The following is a 21,777-nucleotide window of genomic DNA, read 5'->3' as shown; positions in this document are numbered from 1 at the left end:
GGCCGGGCCGAAGACATGCCGGGCCGAAGATATGCCGACCTCGCTGGTTGACTAGGCAACTAAATCGGCGTGGCGTCCGGCTCAGCTGGATAGTCCGCCCTCCGGACGCGCGGCCCGGCGCGTTTTCGCACGCGTGGCGGGGCGCCCGGCGCGCCGGCGCAGGGTCCAGAGCTCGCCGTCGCGGCGCAGCCCGCCGTTTGGGCCGCCGAGAAGCGCGAAGGCCGCCTCCGCGTCCTGCGCGAGCTTTCGGCCCGGGCGGCCGCGCGCGAGCCTGCGCATGATTTCGGCCTGGGTCAGCGGGCCGTCGGCTTCGACCATGGCGCGGATGCGGTGCGCGACGCGCTCCGGCCCTGACGACGGCGGCGCGCTCCCGCCGGGGCGCGGCGGGCTGGCGGGGGCCGGCGTCTCGGCCGCGCGCTCGGGCGCCGGCTGCGGCGGCGCGGCGGGGGCCTGCGGGGCGGCGGCGGCCTGCGGGGCGGCGGCCTGAGCGGCGCGGGCGGCGGGCGGGCGGCGCGCGGCGTCGAGGCCGGCTTTCTCGCGCGCGGCGTCGAGCGCGGCGCGCAGCTTGCGGATCTGCTCGTCGCGGCGATAGAACCAGTCCGTGCTCCAGACCCGGCACACGCGCCAGCCGAGCCCTTCGAGCGTCTCCTGCCGCAGCCGGTCGCGCTCGCGCGCCCACAGCGCCGAATGATAGGTCGCGCCGTCGCATTCGACGGCCAGGATGAAGCGCCCCGGCCGCGCCGGATCGCGCACGGCGATGTCGATGCGAAAGCCCGCCGAGCCGAACTGCGGCTCGACCCGGTAGCCCATGGATTCGATCGTCGCCGCGACGTCGGCCTCGAACGGCGAGTCGAAGCCAAGGCCGGTCGGCGCGTCGTCGTCGAGGCGGCCCGTCTCGGCGTAATGCAGGAAGCGCTTGAGCACGCGCGGCCCCAGGCCCGTGGCGCGTTCGAGGTCGATGTCGCCCGAGCCGAACGAGGCGAAGATCTCGCAGCGCAGCCGCGCCCGCGTGAAGATGACGTTGAGGCGCCGCTCGCCGCCTTCGCTCGAGACGGGGCCGAAGGCCATGCGCTCGATCGGCTGGCCCGGCTCGCGCGGGCCGTAGCCGACCGAGACGAAGATCACGTCGCGCTCGTCGCCCTGCACGTTTTCAAGATTTTTCACGAAGGCGTCCTCGCGTCCGCCGCCGCGCAGGAAGGCGTCGAGCAGCGGATCGGCGCGGCGGCGCGCCTCGAGCCGCTCGCTGACGAGGTCGCGCTGCGGCGTCGAGAAGGCGACGACGCCGAGCGAGAGGCCCGGAGTGTCGCGCGCATGGGCGGCGCAGGCCTCGGCGATCGCCTCCGCCTCGACGACGTTGACGCGCATCCCTCCGCGGTCATAGGCCCCGGGGACACGGCGCAGGAGAAGGCCGCGCTCGCCGCGCTCGAGCGTGGGCGCCGGCGGCATGATCAGGCGACGGTAGAACTCGGCGTTCGAGACGGCGATCAGCGAGGGATGGCGCGAGCGGTAATGCCAGCGCAGCATCTGGCTTTCGACGCCGCGCGCCTCGCACAGCGTCAGGATGCTTTCGAGGTCGTTGACGGGCGCGAGCGCGGTCCCGGCCCCGGCCGTCTCGTCGTCGTCTTCGGCGGGCTCGGCCTCGTCGGCCAGCATGCGGTCGAAGAACTGCGTCGGCGGCAGCTGTTTCCGGTCGCCGACGACGACCATCTGGCGGCAGCGGGCGACCACGCCGAGCGCGTCGGCGGGGCGCACCTGGCTCGCCTCGTCGATGACGAGCAGGTCGAATTCGACGGCGCCCGGGGGCAGGAACTGCGCCACCGAGAGCGGGCTCATCAGAAAGACGGGCTTGATCTTCTGGATCGTCGAGCCGGCGGCCTTCATCAGCTTGCGCAGCGGCATGTGGTTGCGCTTGCGGCCGATCTCGCCGCGGATCACGCCCATGGCCCCGAGCGCGCCACGCGGCAGCCCGGCCTGGTGGCGCGCGCGCACGCGGAGCGCGGCGGCGCGGCGCAGGCGCGCCTCGAGCACGCGGAAGGCGGCGACGAGCGCGTCCTGGCGCGCGCCGTCGAACTCGGCGAGGGGCGGGTCGGCTTCGAGCGCGAGCCGCCACGCCGCCTCGGCGAAGGCCGCCTCGAGCGTCCGGCCGGCGCGCTCGGGCGCGAGCGTCCCGGCCGCGAGCGCGTCGGCGAAGGCGACGGGGCCGCTCTCGCGCAGGCGCCGGTCGGCGTCCGAAAGGCGCAGCCACTGCTCGTAAAGCTCGGGATGGCGGGCCCACTGGCCGGCCCGCGCGGCGAGGCGCTCGAGGTCGATCGCCGCGACCGTCTTGACGTGGAAGGCCGCGGCGAGGTCGAGGTCGAGCGCCTGCGTGAGCGATGCGGCGAGCGGGGCGAGCGCGTCGAGCGCGCCCTGCAGCCCGTCGGCGAACAGGGCGGCGCTGCGGTCCTCGGCGAGCCCGACGAGCCGGTCGACGTCGATGTCGGGATCGAAGGCGATGAGCGCCCGCGTCGCCTCGGCGGTTTCGAGCAGGCGCGCGAAATCCGTCTGCGGCCCGCGCCAGAGGTCGCCGAGCACGTCGCGCAGCATGTCGGCGTCGTCGCCCAGCGCCTGCGCCAGCTCCTGCGCCGCGATCAGGTCGTCGAGCAGGGCGAGGCGGTCGGCGAGGCGGCGCGGCGGCGCCACGGTGGCGAGCGCGCGCAGGCGCCGTTCGGCGTCGCGCGAGCGGGCGGCGAGCCGCGCCGGCCAGATGGCCGCCGCGCGGGCGAGGCGCGGCCGCAGCTCGCGCAGCTCGGCGACCGGCGCGGACCACGCCGTCGGCCTGAAATAGGCGTCGCAGCGGGTTTTGAGCCGGCGCCATTCAAGGCCCTTGCACGCCGCGGCGGCGACGGCGTCGAGCGCGTTCGACCGGGCGAGCGCGCGGGCCGCGGGCGGCGCCCCCGCCGGCAGCGCCGCCGCGAGCCGCAGCAGCCGCACGAGATCCGCCACGCCCGCAAGCGTCGTCCCGCCGCCGAGGCCGACGAAGCGCGCGAGGCCCGAGGCCGCGGCCGCGAGCGCCGTCGCCTCGTCGGCGAGGCGGCGCATCTGCGGCGTCAGGCGCAGAAAGTCGGCCGGCTGGAGATCGCGCCGACGCGCCCCGAAATAGACATGCCGGACGAGCGGCCCCGCGCTCTGGACGAGCGCCGCGAGCCGCGCGACGTTCTCGGCCTTGAGTTCATAGGCGGCCCGCGTCCAGCCCCGCGCGGCCTCGACCAGCGCCTGGTCAGGCGTCATGAGCCGCCGGTTCGCGGCGATCTGCGCGCCGAGCGCCGAAAAGGGCGTGTGCCCGGTGGCGCCGATCGGCGCGTGCAGGCGCCGCGCCGCCGCGTTGAGGGCGTCGCGCGCGCGCCGCAGCTCGTCCGCCGCCGCAGGGTCCTCGGCGACGGGCTCGGTCGACTGAAGCGTGCGGTCGAGCGCGTCGGCGACGAGCCGCTTGTTGGCCGCCTGGCTGTGCAGTTCGAGGCACAGCTCGCCGAGGCCGACGCTTTTCAGCCGGTCATGCACGACATTGAGCGCGGCCATCTTCTCGGCCACGAACAGCACCGTCTTGCCGTCATGGACGGCGGCGGCGACGATATTGGCGATGGTCTGCGACTTGCCCGCGCCGGGCGGCCCCTGCACCACGAGATTGCGCCCGGCGCGCACGCTTTCGACCACCCGGGCCTGGGACGAATCGGCGTCAAGGACATGGACCGTCGCCTCCGGGTCGAGCGTCTCGTCGAGGTTCGCGTCGGGCGGGGGAAAGGGCGGCTCGCTGGGAAAGCCCTCGCGCAGCAGGCCGCGCAGCAGCGGGTGGCGGGCGAGGCCGCCGTCCGGCCAGTTGGCCGGGTCGAGATCGCGCGCGATCAGGAGACGCGAGGACGAAAAGAACCCGAGTTCGGCGCCGTCGGCGTCGATCGACCAGCGCGGCTTGGACGAGACGGCGGCGGCGACGGCGGCGAAATAGCCGCTTGGCAGCCAGCCTTCGGCGTCGGGAACGTCAGGCAGGGCGAGGCCGAAGTCGTAACGCAGCCGCTCCTGCAGGGCGGGATTGGCGACGATCTCCTCCTCGCGCGCGACAAGGTCGAAGGTCGAACGCCGCGCGTCACGCGCGAGCGAGACGGGCAGGAGCGCGAGCGGCGCCTCGCGCGGCGCGGCGGAGCGGTCGCTCTCATACCAGCGCAGGAAGCCGAGCGCGAGAAACAGCACGTTGACGCCGCGCTCCTCCTCGGCGGTGCGGGCGTCTCGGGCGATGGCGTGGAGCCGCCTGTGCAGGGCCTCGGGCGGAAGCTGCGTCTGCAGGCTGGCGCGCGCCGCGCTCCGGGCCCCGGCGTCGGCCTCGATTTTCGCCGCGCCCCGGCCCGATCCCGCCGGCAGAAAGCGCAGCGGCCGGCCTTCGCGCGTCAGCAGCGTGAACAGCGCGTCGGCCTTCGCGCCGACGATCGACAGGCCGCGGCCGCGACGGGTCTCGCGCGGCATGTGGATGAGGCGGTTGCGCGTCGAGGTCTCGATCAGGCGCAGGCGGGCGTCGGCGAGCTGCTTCTCGATCTGCGCCGCAAGCTGATCCGCCGGGGCGGCGGGGTCCGGGGTCTTTTGCTTTTCGGCGTTTCTTTGATTGCGAACCGCCGCAATCGACGTGACCGCGCCCATTTTCCTGAGCCTCGCTGGCCGGGCGCTTCTCAACGACGCCGAAAGCCTTCGGAACGTTAAGAAATATGCAATGTTAAGTAAAGATATTCGTCACTATTAAGGCATTTTGAAGTAAACACCCTCTTAACAGCTCGCGGAGACCGGCGTCGCGCCAGGGCGGCGCCTGATCTTCGCGGCTGACGGGCGCGCGGTCCGGTCGAAACGCGGTCCGTTCCGGCGAGTCTCCGCGGCGCGCCTGTCTGGAGCAGGCCGAAGTCAGACGCGACGGGCGAGAAGAAGAAGGGCCGGCGCGCCCGTCATGTCGCCCGCGCGCGCGGGCCCTCCAGGGCGCCGGACAGTTTAGAAGAGGTAAAATTTTCTTAAATTTATGGCCGACTCAAACGTCCGGTTTATAGTGGCGCGGCGGCCGCCCGTGGCCGGGAATTTTTCTAAGCAAGTCGGGAATTTATATATGAAGCCGTCGGACATATACCTCAGTCTCCGAGGGCGGCGCGCCGACCCGGCGCGGCCCGTCGCGAGGCGGAGCATGGGTCTGGCCTTCGCCTGTCTGGCGGTTCTCGGCGTTGCGGCGCAGATCGCGGCGGCCGAAGTCTTCGCCGCGGCCCCCGCCTTCGCGCAGACCGGCGCAGACGCTCCGGCCGCGCCGTCGCCGGCGTCTCCCGCGCCGGGCGCTTCCCCTGCGCCCGTCGCGCCGCCGCCCGCGGACGCCGCGCCCGCGCCGGCTGGCGCCGCCGCGCCGGCTCATCAGGACGTCGCCGCGCCGTCCGCGCGGCCGGGCCCGGTCAGCCACATGGGCGATCTTTCGCCCTGGGACATGTTCGTCAACGCCGACGCGGTGGTGAAGGCGGTCATGCTCGGCCTCGCCTTCGCCTCCATCGTGACCTGGACGGTGGCGCTCGCCAAGACCGTCGAATTCCTTTTCGCCAGCGTCCGCGCCCGCCGCGACCTCGAGACGCTCGCCGCCGCGCCCGACCTGCGCGCCGCAGCGGCGGCGCTTGGCGGACGGCCGTCGCCGATCAGCCGGTTCGTCGCGGCGGCGCTTGACGAGGAGAGCCGCTCGCAGGGCATGCCGTCCGAAGGCGTCAAGGAGCGCGTCGCGACGCTTCTGTCGCGGCTTGAGGCGCAGGTCGGCCGCAAGATGGCGCGGGGCACGCCGGTCGTCGCGACCATCGGCGCGACGGCGCCCTTCGTCGGCCTGTTCGGCACGGTCTGGGGCATCATGCATTCCTTCGTCGGCATCGCCAAGACGCAGACCACCAATCTCGCGGTGGTCGCGCCGGGCATCGCCGAGGCCCTGCTTGCGACGGCCATCGGCCTCGTCGCCGCCATTCCGGCGGTGATGATCTACAATCTGTTCGCGCGCTGGATCTCGGGCTACAGGGCGCGCCTCGGCGACGCCTCGGCCGAAGTGCTGCGGCATCTGTCGCGCGACCTCGACCGCGCCGACGCGCCCGAGGGACGCGCCCGGCAGGTGATCGCCATGCGCCGCCCGGCGGAGTGACCGCATGGGCGCGAAACTCGCCGAACAGGCGGACGACGATCTCGAACTCAACCATGAGATCAACGTCACCCCCTTCATCGACGTCATGCTGGTGCTGCTCATCATCTTCATGGTGGCCGCGCCGCTTTCGACGGTCGACGTCGCCGTGGATCTGCCGGCCTCGACCGCCCAGCCCGCGCCGCGGCCCGACAAGCCCGTCTTCCTGACCATCACGCCCGAGCTCTCCCTCGTGATCGGCGAGGAGACCGTGCCGCGGACCTCGATCGGCCTCGCCCTCGACGCCAGGACGGGCGGCGACAAGGAGACGCGCATCTTCGTGCGCGCCGACAAATCCGTGTCCTATGGCGAGGTCATGGAGGCGATGAACCTGCTGCGCGCGGCCGGCTATCTGAAGATCGGCCTCGTCGGCCTCGAAGCCCCGCAGGGCGCGACGGAGCCGGCCGCGCCGGGCGCCGCCGCTCCCGCCGCTCCAGCCCCCGCCGCTCCAGCCCCCGCCGCTCCAGCCCCCGCCGCTCCAGCCCCCGCCGCTCAATGACCATGCAGGCCGAATTCATCCTGCCGCCCCGGGAGACGCCTCCCGTCGGGCGGTGGGCGGCGGCGGCGCTCGTCGTGCTGTTGCTGCATGGCGTGTTCGCCTGGTGGCTGATGCATCGTCCCGAGGACGAGCAGGCGCTGTCGGCCCCTGAAGGCGCGGTGCTGCTCGACCTTCCGCCGCTCGCGCCGGGCCAGGTCGACGGCGGCGGCGCGCCCGCGCCCCAGACCGAGCAGGAGACGCAGCCGGACGCCGAGCCCGAGCCCGAGGCCGTTCCCGAACCGCCGCCGGAGCCCACGCCGGAGGCCGAGCCCGTGCCCGACATCCTGCCCGCGCCCAGGGCCGAGGCCGTGCTGGTCAAGCCCGAAAAGCCGACGCCGAAGCCGAAGAAGATCGAGAAGGTCGAGCCGAAAAGGAAGCGCGTCGAGCATAAGCCCGCGCCGCGGCGCGTCTCCCATGCGCGGCCGCCGAGCGGAACCGGCCCCGGCCGCGCCGGCGGCGTGGCGGGGCAGGGCGGCGGCGGCGGCGGCGGCGGCGGCGCGGGCGGCGTGTCCATGTCGGGGTCGAACTGGCGCGGCCTCGTCTACGCCCGGCTCAACGCCGCCAAGCGCACCTTCGGCGGCGCGGGCGGCCTCGCCACGGTCTCCTTCAGCGTCGACCGCTCGGGCCGCCTGATCGCCGCCCATCTCGTGCGAAGCTCCGGTTCGCCCCTTCATGACCAGGAGGCGGTGGCCCTGGTGAGGCGCGCCGCGCCGTTCCCGCCGCCGCCGTCCGAGATCGGCGGCTCGGTGATCACCCTCACCGTGCCGATCAACTTCCGCTGACCGGCGTCGGCCCGGCGCAGGCCGCAGCGCCGGGCTTTTACGTTTTTGGGGCTGCATTTTCGGCGGGCGCGGCGAGGCGCTGAATTCACATGATTTTCATGAGAAATATTCCTTTCGAATATGGACTTTTTCCCGGTCCCGGCCTATTTCCCATGACACGCCTGTTCAAAGGGGAACCCGACCATGAAAACCGCTTCGCTTCTCGCCCGCCTGTCGCTCATGGGCCTGCTTTCGGCCGGCTTCGCCGCTTATGCGCCGGCCGCCTTCGCCGCCGCCGACGTGGTGAAAAAGCTCGACAAGGACAATGACGGCACGCTCGACCTCGCCGAAGTGAAGGCCGCCGCGGCCGCCAAATTCGACGCGCTGAACAAGGACCCCGACCACACGCTCGACCATCCTGAGCTCAAGGGGGTCCTTGAGGAGATGGAGATCGTCAAGGCCGACCCGGACAAGGACGGCACGCTCGACAAGAACGAATATCTCGTCGTCGTCGAGAAGCTCTTCGTTCTGGCCGACCCCGACAAGGACGGCACGCTGGACGCCAAGGAGCTCGAGACCGAGCACGGCAAGAAGCTCCAGACGCTGATCCATTAAGCCTCGCGAGGCTGGCGCGGGGCTTGCGCGCGCCCCGCGTCTTTGCGCGCGCCAAGGCTGGCGCCCGAGTCCTGGCGCGACTTCCCGAGTCTTGGCGCGACGCGGGGGCTTCGGGTATAAGGCGGGAGGCGCAGAAAGCGGGACCCTCCATGCTGTCCAAACTCGACCAGCTCAAGACCATGACCACGGTCGTCGCCGACACCGGCGACATGGAGTCCATCCGCGCCTTCGCGCCCGTCGACGCGACGACCAATCCCACGCTGATCCTGAAGGCCGCGCAGCTTCCGGCCTATGAGCCGCTCCTCGCCGAGGCGATTCTCTGGGGCCGCAGCCACAATCATCTGACGAGCGAGGTCGCCGACCGGCTCGCGATCAATTTCGGCGAGGAGCTGACCAAGATCGTGCCGGGCCGCGTCTCGACCGAGGTCGACGCCGACCTGTCCTTCGACGTCGAGGGCACGCTCGCCAAAGCGCGCGCGATCATCGCCGAATATGAGCGCCGCGGCGTCGGCCGCGAGCGGATCCTCATCAAGATCGCCGCCACCTGGGAGGGGATCCGGGCCGCCGAGATCCTTCAGGGCGAGGGCGTCGACTGCAACATGACTCTGGTCTTCTCGCTCGCCCAGGCGGCCGCCTGCGCCGACGCCGGCGCCTTTCTCATTTCGCCCTTCGTCGGCCGCATCCTTGACTGGCACGTCAAGGCCGGCGGCTCGGGCTATACGGCCGAAACCGACCCCGGCGTCGTGTCGGTCCGCCAGATCTACGACTATTACAAGGCGCATGGCGTCGCGACGGTGGTGATGGGCGCCTCCTTCCGCAACGTCGGCGAGATCGAGGCGCTCGCCGGCTGCGACCGGCTCACCATCTCGCCGCAGCTGCTCGACGAACTCGCCCGCGCCTCGGGCCCGCTGCCGCGCCGCCTGTCGCCTGACGTCGCGGACGATCGCGCGCCGGCGAAAATGTCGCTCGACGAAAAGACCTTCCGGCTCCTCCTCAACGAGGACGCCATGGCGACCGAGAAGCTCGCCGAGGGGGTGCGCCTGTTCAGCCGCGACCTGCGCGCGCTGCGCGACCTCGTCTCGGCGCGGCTGCGCGCGGCGGCGGAGCACGCTTTCGCCGATCTCTGAACCCTGATTTTCGATCCGTGGCGCGCCGGCGTCGGGCTTGCGCGCCATGGTCGACGGCCTCGTCCGAACCGTCGATCGCCAAATATCCGGCGAAGGGCGAGCCCTGCCTGTGCGGGCTCGCGTCCAGCTTTGACACGGACAAGGATTGTGGATCCTTCATCTCGTCGCCGGCATCCATAATTTCTGGGCGACGAAAGGAACCCCGCCGCGCCACCCTGCGCACCGACCCCGCGCAAGACAGGATCGTTCAGGACAGGGTCGACGCGCTGCGCGCGAACCGTTCCTTCGATGAAGCTCATGCGGCCTCGGAGACGTTCAAATAAACTCAATGGCTGCGACGCGGGCGCGTAAGCTGACGCAAGCCCGCTCTCACAGACCCACCCCTAGTGGGCGCTGACCTTTGAAAAGAGGTTCAACACGACGACGCCTGCGACGATGAGCGTCATGCCGAGAACGGCGGCCGCGTCGAGCTTCTGGCCCTGGAAGATCCAGGCAATGGCGGCGATCAGGACGACTCCCAACCCTGACCAGACTGCATAGGCGACTGCGGTGGGCAGTGTGCGCAGAGTCAGGGAAAGGAAATAGAAAGCCGCAGCATATCCAGCGACCATGACAAGTGAAGGGACCGGTTTCGTGAAGCCTTCGGATGACTTCATGAAGCTGGTGGCCGTGACTTCTGCGGCGATGGCGATGACAAGATAGAGATAGTGCATGTGCGCTCAGCGTCCTTGGACGAGAGGCGCCCTAGCACAGCAGGGGCGCCCCTCCACTGGAGGTGACGCCGTGGCGGGGAAGAACCTGCGGCGGCAGGCGCAGGAGACGCCACCCTGCAACTCTATTGCGGCGTGCAATTCTAGCGGCGTAGCCCCTCGGGATCAACAAACCGTTCGTCGCCATCGCCCGCTTCGAACGCGCGGCGCCGCCGATCGGATGGCTTGAACGCCTCGAACCGCAGAGGCCGACGAGGCGGCGGCCAGGTTTTCGCATAGCCTGGAAAGCGACGCCCGCCAGACGATCAAGAAATGCGGTCTGAACAAAAAGAAAACGCGCCGCTGCGGGCGGCGCGCGTCAGGCTGAACGCTCGGGACGCTGAACGCCTGAAAAGGCGCTCAGCTTTCCTTGGCGGCCTTGGGCGTCAGGATCTGGCGGCCGCGATACATGCCGGTCTTGAGATCGACGTGGTGCGGCCGGCGCAGCTCGCCCGAATCCTTGTCCTCGACATAGGTCGGCGCGGCGAGCGCGTCGGCGGAGCGGCGGAAGCCCCGCTTCATGGGGGAGGTTTTTCGTTTCGGAACGGCCATGGCTTAAAGTCTCGTCGTCTCTGTTTTGGCGAGCCCCAGGCTCGACAGCGTTTCGAGGTGAACGGGCCTCTTACACAAAATCCGCCCGTTTGGCCAGCGCCGAAAGCGCGCCCGCGCTTCTCATTTGACGCAGGAGAGGTCGGCCTCGCGCATGCGCGCCTGAATCGTCGCCGCGCGCGAGGACATGAAGCGCGAGGGGCGCGCCGGGTCCCGCCGGCGCGGATTGGGCAGGCTGACGGCGAGCAGGGCGGCCTGCCGCGCGTCGAGCTCCGACGCGGCGCGGCCAAAATAGCGGCGCGCCGCGGCTTCGGCGCCAAACAGCCCGTCGCCCCATTCGGCGACGTTGAGATAGGCTTCGAGGATGCGCCGTTTCGGCCAGACGAAGTCGAGCGCGAGCGCGAGCGCGATCTCGAACGCCTTGCGCGCCGCCGTGCGCCATGGCCACAGAAACAGATTTTTCACCGTCTGCATGGGGATGGTCGAGGCCCCGCGTGACGGACCGTCCTCGTCGGCCTCCTCCATCACCTCCATGAGCGCGTCCCAGTCGACGCCGTCGTGACGGCAGAATTTCGCGTCCTCGGAGGCGACCACCGCCGCCTGAAGATTGCGCGAGATCTGCGCGAGCGGAACATAGTCGCGCGTGACGGGCTCGCCCGTCGCCCAGCGCGCCAGCATCAGCGTCGAGACCGGCGGAACGAAGCGATAGGCGGCCATGAGCGCGGCGAGCGCCACGACCGCCGCCACAATGAGGCTCATGAGGATCAGCGCGAATCGCCGCAAAGCCCGGTCCCGTTCCTGCGGAAGCTGCGTGCGAGCCTTGACCGATGCGCGTCGATCGGGCAAGCCGGGCCCCTGTTTTTTACGCGCGGACAAGGGGAGAAGCGGCGATGACGGCGGGCGCGGCGGAGTTTCACCAGAGGCTGAAGGCCGTCGCCGACGACGTCGAAACGGCGCTTTCCGCGCTGCTTGGCTCCGCGCCCCTGCCGGGCGAGACCCTGCGGCCGGCGCGCCTTCTCAACGCCGTCCGCTATTCGAGCCTTGGCGGCGGCAAGCGCCTGCGTCCCTTTCTGACGATGGAGACGGCGCGGCTGTTTGGCGCCGACGGCGAGGGCGCGCTGCGCGCGGCCTGCGCCATCGAGATGATCCATTGCTATTCGCTGGTGCATGACGATTTGCCGGCGCTCGACGACGACGACCTGCGCCGCGGCCGGCCGACGACGCACAAGGCCTATGACGAGGCGACCGCCGTTCTCGCCGGCGACGCGCTTTTGACCTACGCCTTCGACGTTCTCGCCGACGCGAAGACCGACCCCGATCCGGCGGTGCGCGCCGAACTCGTGCTCGGCCTCGCCCGGGCCGCGGGCTTTGGCGGCATGATCGGCGGGCAGGTGCTTGATCTTGAGGCCGAGCAGTCGACCGCGCCCCATGAGGCTGAGGCGGTGATCCGGCTGCAGAGCATGAAGACCGGCGCGCTGCTGCATGTCGCGGTCATGGCCGGCGCGGTCATGGGGCGCGCCACGCTCGCCGCGCGCGAGGCGCTCTCGACCTACGGCGCGGCGCTCGGGGCGGCGTTTCAGGTCGCCGACGACATTCTCGACGTCGAAGCCGACGAAGTTGCGCTCGGCAAGCGCGCCGGCAAGGACGCCGGGCGCAACAAGGCGACGCTCGTCGCCGCGCTCGGGCTCGAGGCCGCGCGCGAGCGGCGCGACCGGCTCGCCGCCGAGGCCGTCGCCGCGCTCGACCGTTTCCCGCAGGGCGCCGACGCGCATGTCCTGAAGGAAGCCGCCCGCTTCGCCGCCAGCCGGACCAGCTGACCATGGCGCGCGACGGCGACTCGCAGGGCGCGCTCTATCTGTTCGGCTACCCGTTTCGCATCATGCGCGGCCATCCGCGCCTGTTCATCTCCTTCGCCGCGGCGGCGCTCGCCTATGTCGCCATTCCGGCGGCCGCGGGTCTCGTCACGCCGACGCCCTGGGCCTTCGCCACGCGGCTGCTGATCGGCTGGAACGCCGGCGCGCTGCTCTATTTCGCGCTCGCCGGCATGCTGGTCGTGACGTCGGACTGCGACTCCATGCGCCGCCGCGCCAAGGCGAGCGACGAGGGCCGCGTCGTCACGCTGATCCTGACCTGCGCCGCCGCGGCGGTTTCGATGGCCGCCATCGTCGGGGAGCTCGGCGTGTCGCAGGACATGGCGGGGCTGGCCAAAGCGCTGCATGTCACGCTCGCGGCGGCGACCATCGTCACCGCCTGGACCTTTATCCACCTGACCTTCGCGCTGCATTACGCGCATGAATATTTCGACGAGATCGACGACGAGGAAGCCGGCGTGCGCAAGCCCGGCGACGCGCCGCATGACAAGCCCGAACTCGCTGGGGGCTTGAAATTCCCTGGCACCGACGTTCCCGACTATCTCGATTTTCTCTATTTCTCCTTCATCATCGGGGTCGCGTCGCAGACGGCCGACGTCTCGATCGCCAGCAAGGAGATGCGCCGCGTTTCGCTGGCGCATTCGATCATCGCGTTTTTCTTCAACAGCGCGGTGCTGGCGCTGACCATCAACATCGCCGCCGGGCTGATCTAGCCGGGCGCCTGAATCGGAGAAGTCACATGCGCGTCGCCGGATTTTTGAGGCGCGTCGCGGCGGCGGCGTGCGGCGCGGCCGTCATCGGCGCCGCGGGTCAGGCGTTCGCCGCGTCGGCGCCCAACATCCTTCTGATTCTCGTCGACGACATGGGCTATTCCGACCTTGGCTCCTATGGCGGCGAAATCTACACGCACAACATCGACGAACTCGCCGCGCAGGGCGTGCGCTTCACGAATTTCCACACTTCCGCCTATTGCGCGCCGACCCGCAGCATGTTGATGACGGGACAGGACAATCACACGGTCGGCCTTGGCAACATGTCTGAACTGCTGGCCGACAACCAGCGCGGCCGGCCGGGATATGAGGGCTTTCTCAACGGCAGATCGCCGACCGTGGCGACCCTGTTGCGCGCGCAGGGCTACCACACCTACATGGCCGGCAAGTGGCACCTCGGCAAGACCCCGGAGACGCTGCCGATCGGGCAGGGGTTCGAGGAGTCGGTCGTTCTCGCCGAAGGCGGCGGCGACAATTTCGAGAACAAATCCTACACCCCGGGATACGCCTCGCTGCATTACTTCGAGGGCGCGCATCCGGTCGAGCCGCCGAAGGATTTCTATTCGACGCAATTTTACGCCCAAAAGATGCTCGGCTACATCGACGCTCATGCCGGAGACGGGAAGCCGTTCTTCGGCTATCTCGCGTTTCAGGCGGTCCATCAGCCGCATCAGGCGCCCAGGAGTTTCATCGACCGCTACGCCCATGTCTATGACGCAGGATGGCGGGCGATCGGCGACGTCCGCCGCGAGCGCCAGATCGACATCGGCCTGTTTCCGCCGGGACAGGCGGCGTCGGAGCCCGTGTCGGACTGGAGCCGCCTGTCCGACGACGACAGAAGGACGTCTTCGAGGCGCATGGCCGCCTACGCCGGCATGGTCGAATATGTCGACAAGAGCGTCGGCGAGATCGTCGCCCATCTCAAGGCGAAAAACCTCCTCGACGACACGGTCATCCTGTTTCTCAGCGACAACGGCGGCGAAAGCGCCGAGCTGATGAAGCTGTTTCCCGACTATTACGCCCGGAACTTCGACCTGTCTTACGAGCGAATTGGCGAAAAGGGCTCTTACTCGGAATATGGCCCGGGGTGGGCGGGCGCGTCGATGACGCCGTTCTCAAATTTCAAGGGATCGGCTTCCGAAGGCGGCGTGCGCGCGCCGCTCATCGTCCGCTATCCGCAGAAGGTCGCGCAGGGGCGGGTGTCGGACGCTTTCCTGTCCGTGGTCGACATCGCGCCGACCCTGCTCGAACTCGCGAGCGGCAAGCCGCCGGCCGCGGGCGCGTTTTTCGGCGTTTCGATGGCGCAGCGCCTCGGCCGGCCGGCGGGCGAGGCCGCCGAACGGCGGGTTTTCGCGCAGGAGGTCGCCGGCGGCGCGGCGGTCTATGACGGCGATTACAAGCTTGCGCGCAACGCGCCGCCGTTCGGCGACTCGAGATGGCGGCTCTACAATCTGAAACGCGACCCCGCGGAGACCACGGATCTGTCCGGGCAGGATCCGCAGCGCGTCGCGGCGCTGCGCGCCGCTTACGACCGCTATGTGAAAGAAAACGGCGTCGTCGAGACCCCGGCGGACTACGCCATAGACGCGCAGCTCAAAAAGAACATGCAGCGAGGCAAATGAGCCAAAGAGCGCGGCGCTATTCCGCCGCGCTTTTCGCCCCGCCGAAGCGGCGCAGAATGTAATCGTCGACGATCTGCTTGAATTCGGCGGCGATGTTTTCGCCCCGCAGCGTCATGGCCTTCTGCCCGTCGATGAACACCGGCGCGGTGGGCGTTTCGCCCGTGCCGGGCAGCGAGATGCCGATGTCGGCGTGTTTCGATTCGCCCGGCCCGTTGACGATGCAGCCCATCACCGCGACGTTGAGGTTCTCGACGCCGGGAAAGCGCGTCTTCCAGTTCGGCATCTCGTCGACGATATAGCGCTGGATGTCGCGCGCGAGCTCCTGGAACACGGTCGAGGTGGTGCGCCCGCAGCCCGGGCAGGCGGCGACCAGCGGCACGAAGGTGCGAAAGCCCATGGTCTGCAGGATTTCCTGGCCGACCTTGACCTCAAGCGAGCGGTCGCCGCCGGGCTCGGGCGTCAGCGAGACGCGGATCGTGTCGCCGACGCCCTCCTGCAGCAGCACGCCGAGCGCGGCCGAGGAGGCGACGATCCCCTTCGAGCCCATGCCGGCCTCGGTCAGGCCGAGATGCAGCGCATAATCGCTGCGCGCGGCGAGCGTGCGATAGACGGCGATGAGCTGCTGCACCGCCGACACCTTGGCCGACAGGATGATTTTTTCGCGCGAAAGGCCGAGCTCTTCCGCGCGCGCGGCCGAAAGCAGGGCCGAGCGCACCATCGCCTCGCGCATCACCGCGTCGGCGGCGGCGGGGGCGGGGCTTTTCGCGTTCTCGTCCATCAGCGCGGTCAGCAGCTCCTGGTCGAGCGAGCCCCAGTTGGCGCCGATGCGCACGGTCTTGCCGTGGCGGATGGCCATTTCGACGATCGCCGAGAACTGCCGGTCGCGCTTGTCCCTGAAGCCGACGTTGCCGGGATTGATGCGGTATTTGTCGAGCGCCTCGGCGCAGGCCGGATGATCGGCGAGCAGCTTGTGGCCGATGTAATGGAAATCGCCGACGAGCGGCACGAAGCAGTTCTTGCGGGCGAGCTTTTCGCGGACATGCGGAACGGCGGCGGCGGCCTCGTCGCGGTCGACCGTGATGCGCACGAGCTCGGAGCCGGCGCGGGCGAGGGCGAGGATCTGCGTGACGGTGGCGTCGATGTCGGCGGTGTCGGTGTTGGTCATCGACTGCACGACGATCGGCGCGCCGCCGCCGACCATGACCGCGGCCGGCCCCTCGCCGACCAGAACCCCGACCGAGCGCCGGCGCGGCGCGGGGGCGGCGGCGAGTTCGCCGGCGTAGTCGAAGGCGGGCGTCTGCAATGAAGCGAGCGGGGCGGTCAGGGCGTCGGTCGTCGAGGTCATGCGGGCGATGGTCCCGTTGATGGCGTCGCCCCGATCCTAGCCGATCGGCCGGCCACAGTGGTGGAGAAAATGGCGTGGGGCGTCAATCGCCGGCGTTTCGTGGCGACGAATCGCAAAAAGGCTTGACAGCAAAACCGACCGCTACGACTGTGACAAAATTATAGCATTTGATTTTAATCATTAAAAAAAACGGCGCCGTCATGCCTGGAGAGACGAACGGCGGTTTCACAAATGTCGGCGCCATTGCCGTCGCCGCGCTTTCCCTCGTCGCTCTGGCGGCGTCGCAACACGGCGAACTCAAGGGCACGCGTCCGAAAGCGGAAACCGCTCGTCTGCACCAGCCCTCGCCGCCGCAGGAAGTTCAGGCGCGTCTTTGGGAAGACCCGTTCGGCTCGGTCCTGAGGGCGAAGACTGTCGCCGAGGCCGACAAGACAGCGAAATGCTTTCATATAGCCCCGTCTAAGGGCGTGTTGGTGAAGGAACACGACAGTTTGGACGGATCGTCCGCGCTGGCCGGCAAAAAGCGACGAGCGGACAAGGCGCCGCCGAAACCAAAAAACAATCGGGAAGAGCCGCCGCCGAACTCTTACGTCAATTCTTTGTCGCCGGACACCATCACGCTCGCCATCTCGGTCAGCGGCTCGTCTTATGCGGCGGACGAGGAGGCGCGGCGGAGAGCGCGCTACGCCACCGTTAGCGCCCTCGGCAGACACGGGTTCGCGCCGAAAGACCGAGAGCATATCGGGTTTTTTTACCTCGCGGAGTCGAAGAAAGACTGCGATACGGCCACCTCGCGCGCGGCGATTCCGTTCGAAGTGTTCGAGACGCAGCCTGATCGGCCGCGCAAACTCCAGGTTCTCGTCCTCTGGATGGACGAGGCGAACCTTGTCGATGACCCGCTCAAGTATTTTTCGAGCGTCGTCGGTCATGTGACGCGGCATCCCGACACTTATCCCGTGGCGATCATCGCGCCATCGACCTCGGATGGGCTCCAAAAGCTGAAGCGGGACATCGCCGAATACGATAAATGCACATATGGAAAATGCAGAAATATTAAAGACGAGGAAAAATTTGAAAAAATAAACAACTTAAATCATGTTCTCTTCTATTCCGCCAACGCCACAGCGGCTGACGATGAGTTGCTCTCAGATAAGACGTGCGAAGCTGGACAGAACGGACACGTGGCCTCGTCCAAATTTAAAATAGAACGGACGACACCGCAGGATGACAAATTATCAAAAGTAATAGCTGAAGAGCTGGATCGCCGAGGCGTTAACCTCGGCCCCGACCGTATCGCGCTCGTCGCCGAATGGGACACGCTTTACGGAAGGCTCCTTCTCAAGACCATGAAGAAGGAGCTTATTAAGCAGAAAAAGACCAATTCAACAACAAAAGAGAAAAACAATTGCGAGGACGAAAACCTTATCATCCGAACCTATCTGCGAGGCGTGGACGGCGATGTGGCGTCGTCCGACAAGATCGGCGCGAAAGATCCGCAGTCGGGCGCAAAAGACCCGATCTCGACGGTGGAGCAGCTCGTCCGGGCCTGGCGTGAGCCGTTCACCCGCGAAAGCACGATTGGCGTCAGTCAGTTCGATTACATCCGTCGTCTCGCCGCCGAACTCGCAAAGATCAACGATCAGGCCCGTCGCGACCAGCGTCCGCGCATCAAGGCGGTCGGTCTGCTTGGCAACGACGTCTTCGACAAGCTGTCTCTGCTGCAGGCCCTCAAGGCGGCGCTTCCGGACGCCATCTTCTTCACAACGGAATATAACGCCCACCTCGCGCTGCCGGATCACCAGCGCGACTCGCGCAACCTTCTGATCGCCTCCGGCTACGGCGAAAAGCTGGCGCAGGCCCTGCAAAACGACATTCCCCAGTTTCGCGACTCGGATCAAACCTCGCTGTTTCTCGCCGTCCAGATCGCTCTCGCGCAGGCTTGCGTGAAGATGCGCTCACAGGGGGGCGTAGACGGGCCGGGTTGCCTCGACCCAAAGCTGTCGTCTGACACGTTGGGCTTGTTGGAGCATCCGGAGTCGCAGCAAACGCCGGCGCGATTGTTTGAACTTTCCCGTCGCGGCGAATTCATTGAGCTTCGCGGAGAACGCGAGGGCGCCGAGAAGCCGAGCGTTCAGCCGCAGCTGGAAAAGAATTCAGCCGACTACGCCTACGCCACACTCGGGTTCGCGTTTATATTTCTTGGGATTTTGGCCCCGCTTCTGCACCGTGGCGCGCCGTCTGCTCCGCAGAGGACGTGTCGAATGCTATACTATATTTACAAATATTACTGGAATGCTTTTTTAGTCGTCAGCGGTTTAGCCATCCTCTTCATTGTCTTTGGATTTGATCACGTGCTGGGAGTTGTAGAAAAATTACGAGAGCCGTTGCTGATTTTCAGCGGCGTGAGCCTCATCGGGCCGCTCGTCTTTCATTTGTTCATCGCAGTGTTAAGCTTCTGGTTCATTGTTGCAGCGTTGCGGCATCTTGAAAATAATGCCGTTGAAATTGCGAATACATTTCATTTGATGGCGCCTGACGACGTGATGCAGGGTAATGGGCCACACCGCTGCTCGCTGCGCCTGCTGAAGCAGGCGCAGCTTATCTTTTCCTGGCGCGGTCTTGCGGACATCTTATATTATACAGGCGCCGTCACGGAACCTGAGCAGGACAGCCGGCAGAAGTCCGCGAATTTATCTGTTTACAATATGGAAGATAACTGGAAAGTGTTTATCAGGCACGGCGCGGGCCTGGTCAGGATGTTTCGTGTTTTTATTGTATTCTGTATTCCGGCATTTATAATAATATTTTATTTTAGCGCATACATTTTAAATCAGAGCAATCATGGAAAATCTATCTACTCAATACATATTTTCAATGTAATATGCACTATTAACATAGTGCTAGCCGTATTTATTTTATATATTGTCGTTGACGTCACATTATCGTGTTTTCTTTTTGTGCGCCGGCTTGGAACCGTGACAACGGCATGGCCGCAAAGCTCATATTACCTTTGGGAAAAAAGATTTGGCTCGACTAACGCCAGCTCGCATCGGATGGCCGCTCTATCCAGAGCCGAGCAGATCGTGCGCAACCAGTATCTGGACATGCTGTTCATCGCCAAGCGGACAAAATGCGTGAACAACCTGATTTGGTATCCCTTCATCGTCTTTGCGCTTCTGATCGTCGCGAACAGCTCCTATTTCGCGAATTTTCCGACCAGCATTCCGTTCATTTTATTGCACATGACCGGCCTCGCCATGGCCTTCGGGTGCGCCTTGGCGTTGAATAATGCTGCGGACCGTTCGCGCGAGCAAACTCTCGGCGCGCTGGATCACGCTCGCGCGGATGGGGAGATGAACAAGGATCGCTGGACGGAATGCCGGGAATGGGTGAGCTCTTATAGCGAGGGCTCCTTCAGCGCGTTTCTCGCTCAGCCGGCCATCGCCGCCGTCGCGCTGCCGATCAGCAGCATCGGCCTGCCGGCCCTGTTGCAATGGGCCGGCGTGTTCAGCCAGTGACCGGCGTCGCGCCGGCGCAAGCCCGGCACAGGCCGGCGACCTCGACCGCCTGGGTGCGCGGCGCGAAGCCGGCCCTTGCGGCGAGCGCGTCGAGCGCTTCGGCGACCGCGCCGGAATGGGCCTCGGCCACCGTCCCGCAGCGCTCGCAGATGAGAAAAACCACCGTCGCCTCGCGCGCATGGGCGTGGCCGCAGGCGACATAGGCGTTGCGCGTGGCGAGCCGGTGCGCGAGCCCGCGTTCGAGCAGAAAATCGAGCGCGCGATAAATTGAAATCGGGGCGGGGCGCTTGCCGGTCGCCTCGCCGACGAGGTCGATGAGGTCATAGGCCCCGAGCGGGCGGTTCGCGGCGGCGAGAATGTCGAGCACGCGACGCCGGCTCGGGGTCAGCCCCTCCGGGGGGCGCGCGGCGGGCTCATGCGCCGGCATGGCGGCGCCGCGCGCGCCGTCATGCGAGACGCCATGCGAAGCGTCGGCGCAATCATGCCCGGGGGAGCCATGCCTTGCGGGAGCCGGCCTTGTGGGCGCCGCCTTTGCTGGACCGTGCGAAGAATCCGTCATGGGCGCAGTTTAAAGGCTTTTTGCGCGCGCGTCGCGCCTGCGCCGGGTTCGCGCAAGCTTGGGGGCGGAGGCTGCGCTGGCGTGCGACGCCGTCCGGCGCGCCCGGGCCGGGGCTTGCGCGGGGCGGCGGCGCTGCTGCACTCTCTCGCCGCCAGGCGGATTCGGTCATGGCGCCAAAATGGCGCCCGTCCACGCCGCCGGCCGGCGGCCCGCGCCTGAAATCGCACGCATGGAGCTTTGAATGTCGCTCAAGTCCCGCACAGCCATCGTCACCGGCTCCACCAGCGGAATCGGCCTCGCCGTCGCCCGCGCCTTCGCCAGGGAAGGCGCCAATGTCGTCATCAACGGCTTTGGCGACGCCGCGGCGATCGAAGCCGAGCGAGCCGGCATCGAGAAGGAGTTCGGCGTCAAGGCGGTCTATTCCTCGGCCGACATGTCGAAGGGCCCCGAGATCCGCGCCATGGTCGCCGACGCCGAAAAGACGTTCGGCGCCGTTGACGTGCTCGTCAACAACGCCGGCATCCAGCACGTCGCGCCGATCGAGGAGTTTCCGCCGGAGAAATGGGAGCTCATCATCGCCATCAACCTGATGGCCGCGTTCCACGCCATGGCGGCCGTGATCCCCGGCATGAAAGCGCGCAAATGGGGGCGCATCATCTCGACCGCCTCGGCCCATTCCAAGGTCGCCTCGCCCTTCAAGTCGGCCTATGTCAGCGCCAAACACGGCATCGACGGCCTCACCAAGACGGCGGCGCTCGAGCTCGCGACCTTCGGCGTCACCGTCAACTGCATTTCGCCCGGCTATGTCTGGACGCCGCTCGTCGAAAAGCAGATCCCCGACACCATGGCGGCCCGCGGCCTGACCCGCGAGCAGGTCATCAATGACGTTCTTTTGACGGCGCAGCCGACGAAGCAGTTCGTCACCGTCGACGAGGTCGCCGCGCTCGCCTGCTTCCTGTGCACCGACGCGGCCGCGCAGATCACCGGCGCCAATCTTTCCATGGACGGCGGCTGGACGGCCGCCTGAGGCCGCGGGCCCTTACGGGTTCAGGCGGACGATCTCGGCGTTGAGCGCCGCCGCGAAGACGATCCAGGCCAGATAGGGCGCGAGCAGGGCCGCGGCGAGGCGGTCGGCCCGCGCCGCGCCGATGATCGCGGCGACGAGCGTCGCGATCATCGCAAGAATGATCGCGAGCCCCCATTTCGTCGCGTGGAGGCCGAAGAAGACCGGCGACCAGAGCGCGTTCAGCGCCAGATTGGCGCCGAGCGTCAGCAGCGCCGCGCGCCGCTGTGGAGAGGCGGGGGCGCGGTCCCACAGCCGCCAGAGCGCCACGGCGATGAGGCCGTAGAGCGCCGGCCAGACGATCGGGAACGCCCCGTTCGGGGGCGTGAACGCGGGCTTTGCGAGCGAAGCGTACCATGAGCCGATTTGCGGCGCGGTCGTCGCGCCGCCGACAGCGGCGATCGCCGCGCAGAGCCCGAGGCAAAGGGCGAGCCGCGCAAGCGACGGCGCGATCCGTCCCGGATTTTTGGCGAGGGGCGTGGGCGTCATGG

Annotated in this window: 17 protein-coding genes; 10 read left to right on the top strand and 7 right to left on the bottom strand. The window is 67.8% G+C overall.

Going from position 1 to position 21,777, the window contains the following annotated elements:
* Positions 1-81: 81 nt before the first annotated feature.
* Positions 82-4,662, bottom strand: coding sequence for a DUF4011 domain-containing protein (locus ACILRB_RS08810; protein ID WP_395665920.1), 4,581 nt, complete (start codon positions 4,660-4,662; stop codon positions 82-84).
* A 526-nt stretch (positions 4,663-5,188) separates the two neighbouring features.
* Here ACILRB_RS08810 and exbB point away from each other — a divergent pair.
* The 5 genes from exbB (at position 5,189) to tal (ending at position 9,240) form a co-directional block, all read left to right on the top strand.
* Positions 5,189-6,163 (top strand): tonB-system energizer ExbB, encoded by a 975-nt coding sequence (gene exbB / locus ACILRB_RS08805; RefSeq protein ID WP_395665919.1) that lies wholly within the window; start codon positions 5,189-5,191, stop codon positions 6,161-6,163.
* 4 nt (positions 6,164-6,167) lie between these two features.
* Positions 6,168-6,698 (top strand): TonB system transport protein ExbD, encoded by a 531-nt coding sequence (gene exbD, locus ACILRB_RS08800; protein ID WP_395665918.1) that lies wholly within the window; start codon positions 6,168-6,170, stop codon positions 6,696-6,698.
* Entirely contained in the window at positions 6,695-7,519 is an 825-nt protein-coding gene (locus ACILRB_RS08795) for an energy transducer TonB (protein ID WP_395665917.1), read from the top strand. Before exbD ends, ACILRB_RS08795 begins: the two co-directional genes overlap by 4 nt.
* 183 nt (positions 7,520-7,702) lie before the next feature.
* Positions 7,703-8,113: an EF-hand domain-containing protein gene (locus ACILRB_RS08790; RefSeq protein WP_395665916.1), complete on the top strand. Its 411-nt coding sequence runs from the start codon at positions 7,703-7,705 to the stop codon at positions 8,111-8,113.
* 149 nt (positions 8,114-8,262) lie between these two features.
* Entirely contained in the window at positions 8,263-9,240 is a 978-nt protein-coding gene (tal, locus tag ACILRB_RS08785; RefSeq protein ID WP_395665915.1) for a transaldolase, read from the top strand.
* 383 nt (positions 9,241-9,623) lie between these two features.
* On the opposite strand, the gene ACILRB_RS08780 is transcribed toward tal, so the two are convergent.
* The 3 genes from ACILRB_RS08780 to mtgA form a co-directional block, all read right to left on the bottom strand.
* The gene (locus ACILRB_RS08780) at positions 9,624-9,953 is read right to left on the bottom strand and encodes a DMT family transporter (protein ID WP_395665914.1); all 330 of its coding nucleotides are present in this window, start codon (positions 9,951-9,953) and stop codon (positions 9,624-9,626) included.
* A 396-nt stretch (positions 9,954-10,349) separates the two neighbouring features.
* Positions 10,350-10,541, bottom strand: coding sequence for a 50S ribosomal protein L32 (gene rpmF, locus ACILRB_RS08775; RefSeq protein WP_395665913.1), 192 nt, complete (start codon positions 10,539-10,541; stop codon positions 10,350-10,352).
* Between the two features lie 120 nt (positions 10,542-10,661).
* Positions 10,662-11,321: a monofunctional biosynthetic peptidoglycan transglycosylase gene (gene mtgA, locus ACILRB_RS08770; protein WP_395665912.1), complete on the bottom strand. Its 660-nt coding sequence runs from the start codon at positions 11,319-11,321 to the stop codon at positions 10,662-10,664.
* Positions 11,322-11,428: 107 nt separating this feature from the next.
* Between mtgA and ACILRB_RS08765 the strand changes: the two genes are divergently transcribed.
* Genes ACILRB_RS08765 through ACILRB_RS08755 form a run of 3 tightly spaced genes read left to right on the top strand, consistent with a single transcriptional unit; the run spans position 11,429 to position 14,801 of the window.
* Positions 11,429-12,355, top strand: coding sequence for a polyprenyl synthetase family protein (locus ACILRB_RS08765; RefSeq protein WP_395665911.1), 927 nt, complete (start codon positions 11,429-11,431; stop codon positions 12,353-12,355).
* Positions 12,356-12,357: 2 nt separating this feature from the next.
* On the top strand, positions 12,358-13,122 hold the full coding sequence (locus tag ACILRB_RS08760) for a DUF1345 domain-containing protein (protein ID WP_395665910.1): 765 nt from the start codon (positions 12,358-12,360) through the stop codon (positions 13,120-13,122).
* A gap of 26 nt (positions 13,123-13,148) precedes the next feature.
* Complete coding sequence (locus ACILRB_RS08755) at positions 13,149-14,801, top strand: arylsulfatase (RefSeq protein ID WP_395665909.1); 1,653 nt, start codon at positions 13,149-13,151, stop codon at positions 14,799-14,801.
* Positions 14,802-14,817: 16 nt separating this feature from the next.
* Here ACILRB_RS08755 and ispG read toward each other — a convergent pair whose 3' ends face one another.
* Entirely contained in the window at positions 14,818-16,146 is a 1,329-nt protein-coding gene (gene ispG, locus ACILRB_RS08750; RefSeq protein WP_395665908.1) for a flavodoxin-dependent (E)-4-hydroxy-3-methylbut-2-enyl-diphosphate synthase, read from the bottom strand.
* A gap of 167 nt (positions 16,147-16,313) precedes the next feature.
* On the opposite strand from ispG, the gene ACILRB_RS08745 reads away from it, so the two are divergent.
* Positions 16,314-19,664, top strand: a complete 3,351-nt coding sequence (locus ACILRB_RS08745) for a hypothetical protein (protein WP_395665907.1) — start codon at positions 16,314-16,316, stop codon at positions 19,662-19,664.
* Here ACILRB_RS08745 and ACILRB_RS08740 read toward each other — a convergent pair.
* The gene (locus ACILRB_RS08740; protein WP_395665906.1) at positions 19,654-20,091 is read right to left on the bottom strand and encodes a transcriptional repressor; all 438 of its coding nucleotides are present in this window, start codon (positions 20,089-20,091) and stop codon (positions 19,654-19,656) included. The two genes, ACILRB_RS08745 and ACILRB_RS08740, sit on opposite strands and share 11 nt — an antisense overlap.
* A gap of 373 nt (positions 20,092-20,464) precedes the next feature.
* Here ACILRB_RS08740 and ACILRB_RS08735 point away from each other — a divergent pair, with 373 nt between their 5' ends.
* Positions 20,465-21,250, top strand: a complete 786-nt coding sequence (locus ACILRB_RS08735; RefSeq protein ID WP_395665905.1) for a 3-hydroxybutyrate dehydrogenase — start codon at positions 20,465-20,467, stop codon at positions 21,248-21,250.
* Positions 21,251-21,262: 12 nt separating this feature from the next.
* Here ACILRB_RS08735 and ACILRB_RS08730 read toward each other — a convergent pair whose 3' ends face one another.
* Positions 21,263-21,775 carry a TspO/MBR family protein gene (locus ACILRB_RS08730; protein WP_395665904.1) on the bottom strand — a complete coding sequence of 171 codons (513 nt, stop codon included), beginning with the start codon at positions 21,773-21,775 and terminating at the stop codon, positions 21,263-21,265.
* Between the last annotated feature and the right edge of the window lie 2 nt (positions 21,776-21,777).

Source organism: Methylocella sp. (genome assembly GCF_044226135.1).
Lineage (GTDB): Bacteria > Pseudomonadota > Alphaproteobacteria > Rhizobiales > Beijerinckiaceae > Methylocapsa.
This window is presented reverse-complemented; position numbering and strand designations above follow the sequence as displayed.

Excerpts from the sequence above, each read along its gene's own strand:
- ACILRB_RS08810 (WP_395665920.1), bottom strand. The coding sequence starts at position 4,662 with ATGGGCGCGGTCACGTCGATTGCGGCGGTTCGCAATCAAAGAAACGCC.
- exbB (WP_395665919.1), top strand. The coding sequence starts at position 5,189 with ATGGGTCTGGCCTTCGCCTGTCTGGCGGTTCTCGGCGTTGCGGCGCAG.
- exbD (WP_395665918.1), top strand. The coding sequence starts at position 6,168 with ATGGGCGCGAAACTCGCCGAACAGGCGGACGACGATCTCGAACTCAAC.
- ACILRB_RS08795 (WP_395665917.1), top strand. The coding sequence starts at position 6,695 with ATGACCATGCAGGCCGAATTCATCCTGCCGCCCCGGGAGACGCCTCCC.
- ACILRB_RS08790 (WP_395665916.1), top strand. The coding sequence starts at position 7,703 with ATGAAAACCGCTTCGCTTCTCGCCCGCCTGTCGCTCATGGGCCTGCTT.
- tal (WP_395665915.1), top strand. The coding sequence starts at position 8,263 with ATGCTGTCCAAACTCGACCAGCTCAAGACCATGACCACGGTCGTCGCC.
- ACILRB_RS08780 (WP_395665914.1), bottom strand. The coding sequence starts at position 9,953 with ATGCACTATCTCTATCTTGTCATCGCCATCGCCGCAGAAGTCACGGCC.
- rpmF (WP_395665913.1), bottom strand. The coding sequence starts at position 10,541 with ATGGCCGTTCCGAAACGAAAAACCTCCCCCATGAAGCGGGGCTTCCGC.
- ACILRB_RS08765 (WP_395665911.1), top strand. The coding sequence starts at position 11,429 with ATGACGGCGGGCGCGGCGGAGTTTCACCAGAGGCTGAAGGCCGTCGCC.
- ACILRB_RS08760 (WP_395665910.1), top strand. The coding sequence starts at position 12,358 with ATGGCGCGCGACGGCGACTCGCAGGGCGCGCTCTATCTGTTCGGCTAC.
- ACILRB_RS08755 (WP_395665909.1), top strand. The coding sequence starts at position 13,149 with ATGCGCGTCGCCGGATTTTTGAGGCGCGTCGCGGCGGCGGCGTGCGGC.
- ispG (WP_395665908.1), bottom strand. The coding sequence starts at position 16,146 with ATGACCTCGACGACCGACGCCCTGACCGCCCCGCTCGCTTCATTGCAG.
- ACILRB_RS08740 (WP_395665906.1), bottom strand. The coding sequence starts at position 20,091 with ATGCCGGCGCATGAGCCCGCCGCGCGCCCCCCGGAGGGGCTGACCCCG.
- ACILRB_RS08735 (WP_395665905.1), top strand. The coding sequence starts at position 20,465 with ATGTCGCTCAAGTCCCGCACAGCCATCGTCACCGGCTCCACCAGCGGA.
- ACILRB_RS08730 (WP_395665904.1), bottom strand. The coding sequence starts at position 21,775 with ATGACGCCCACGCCCCTCGCCAAAAATCCGGGACGGATCGCGCCGTCG.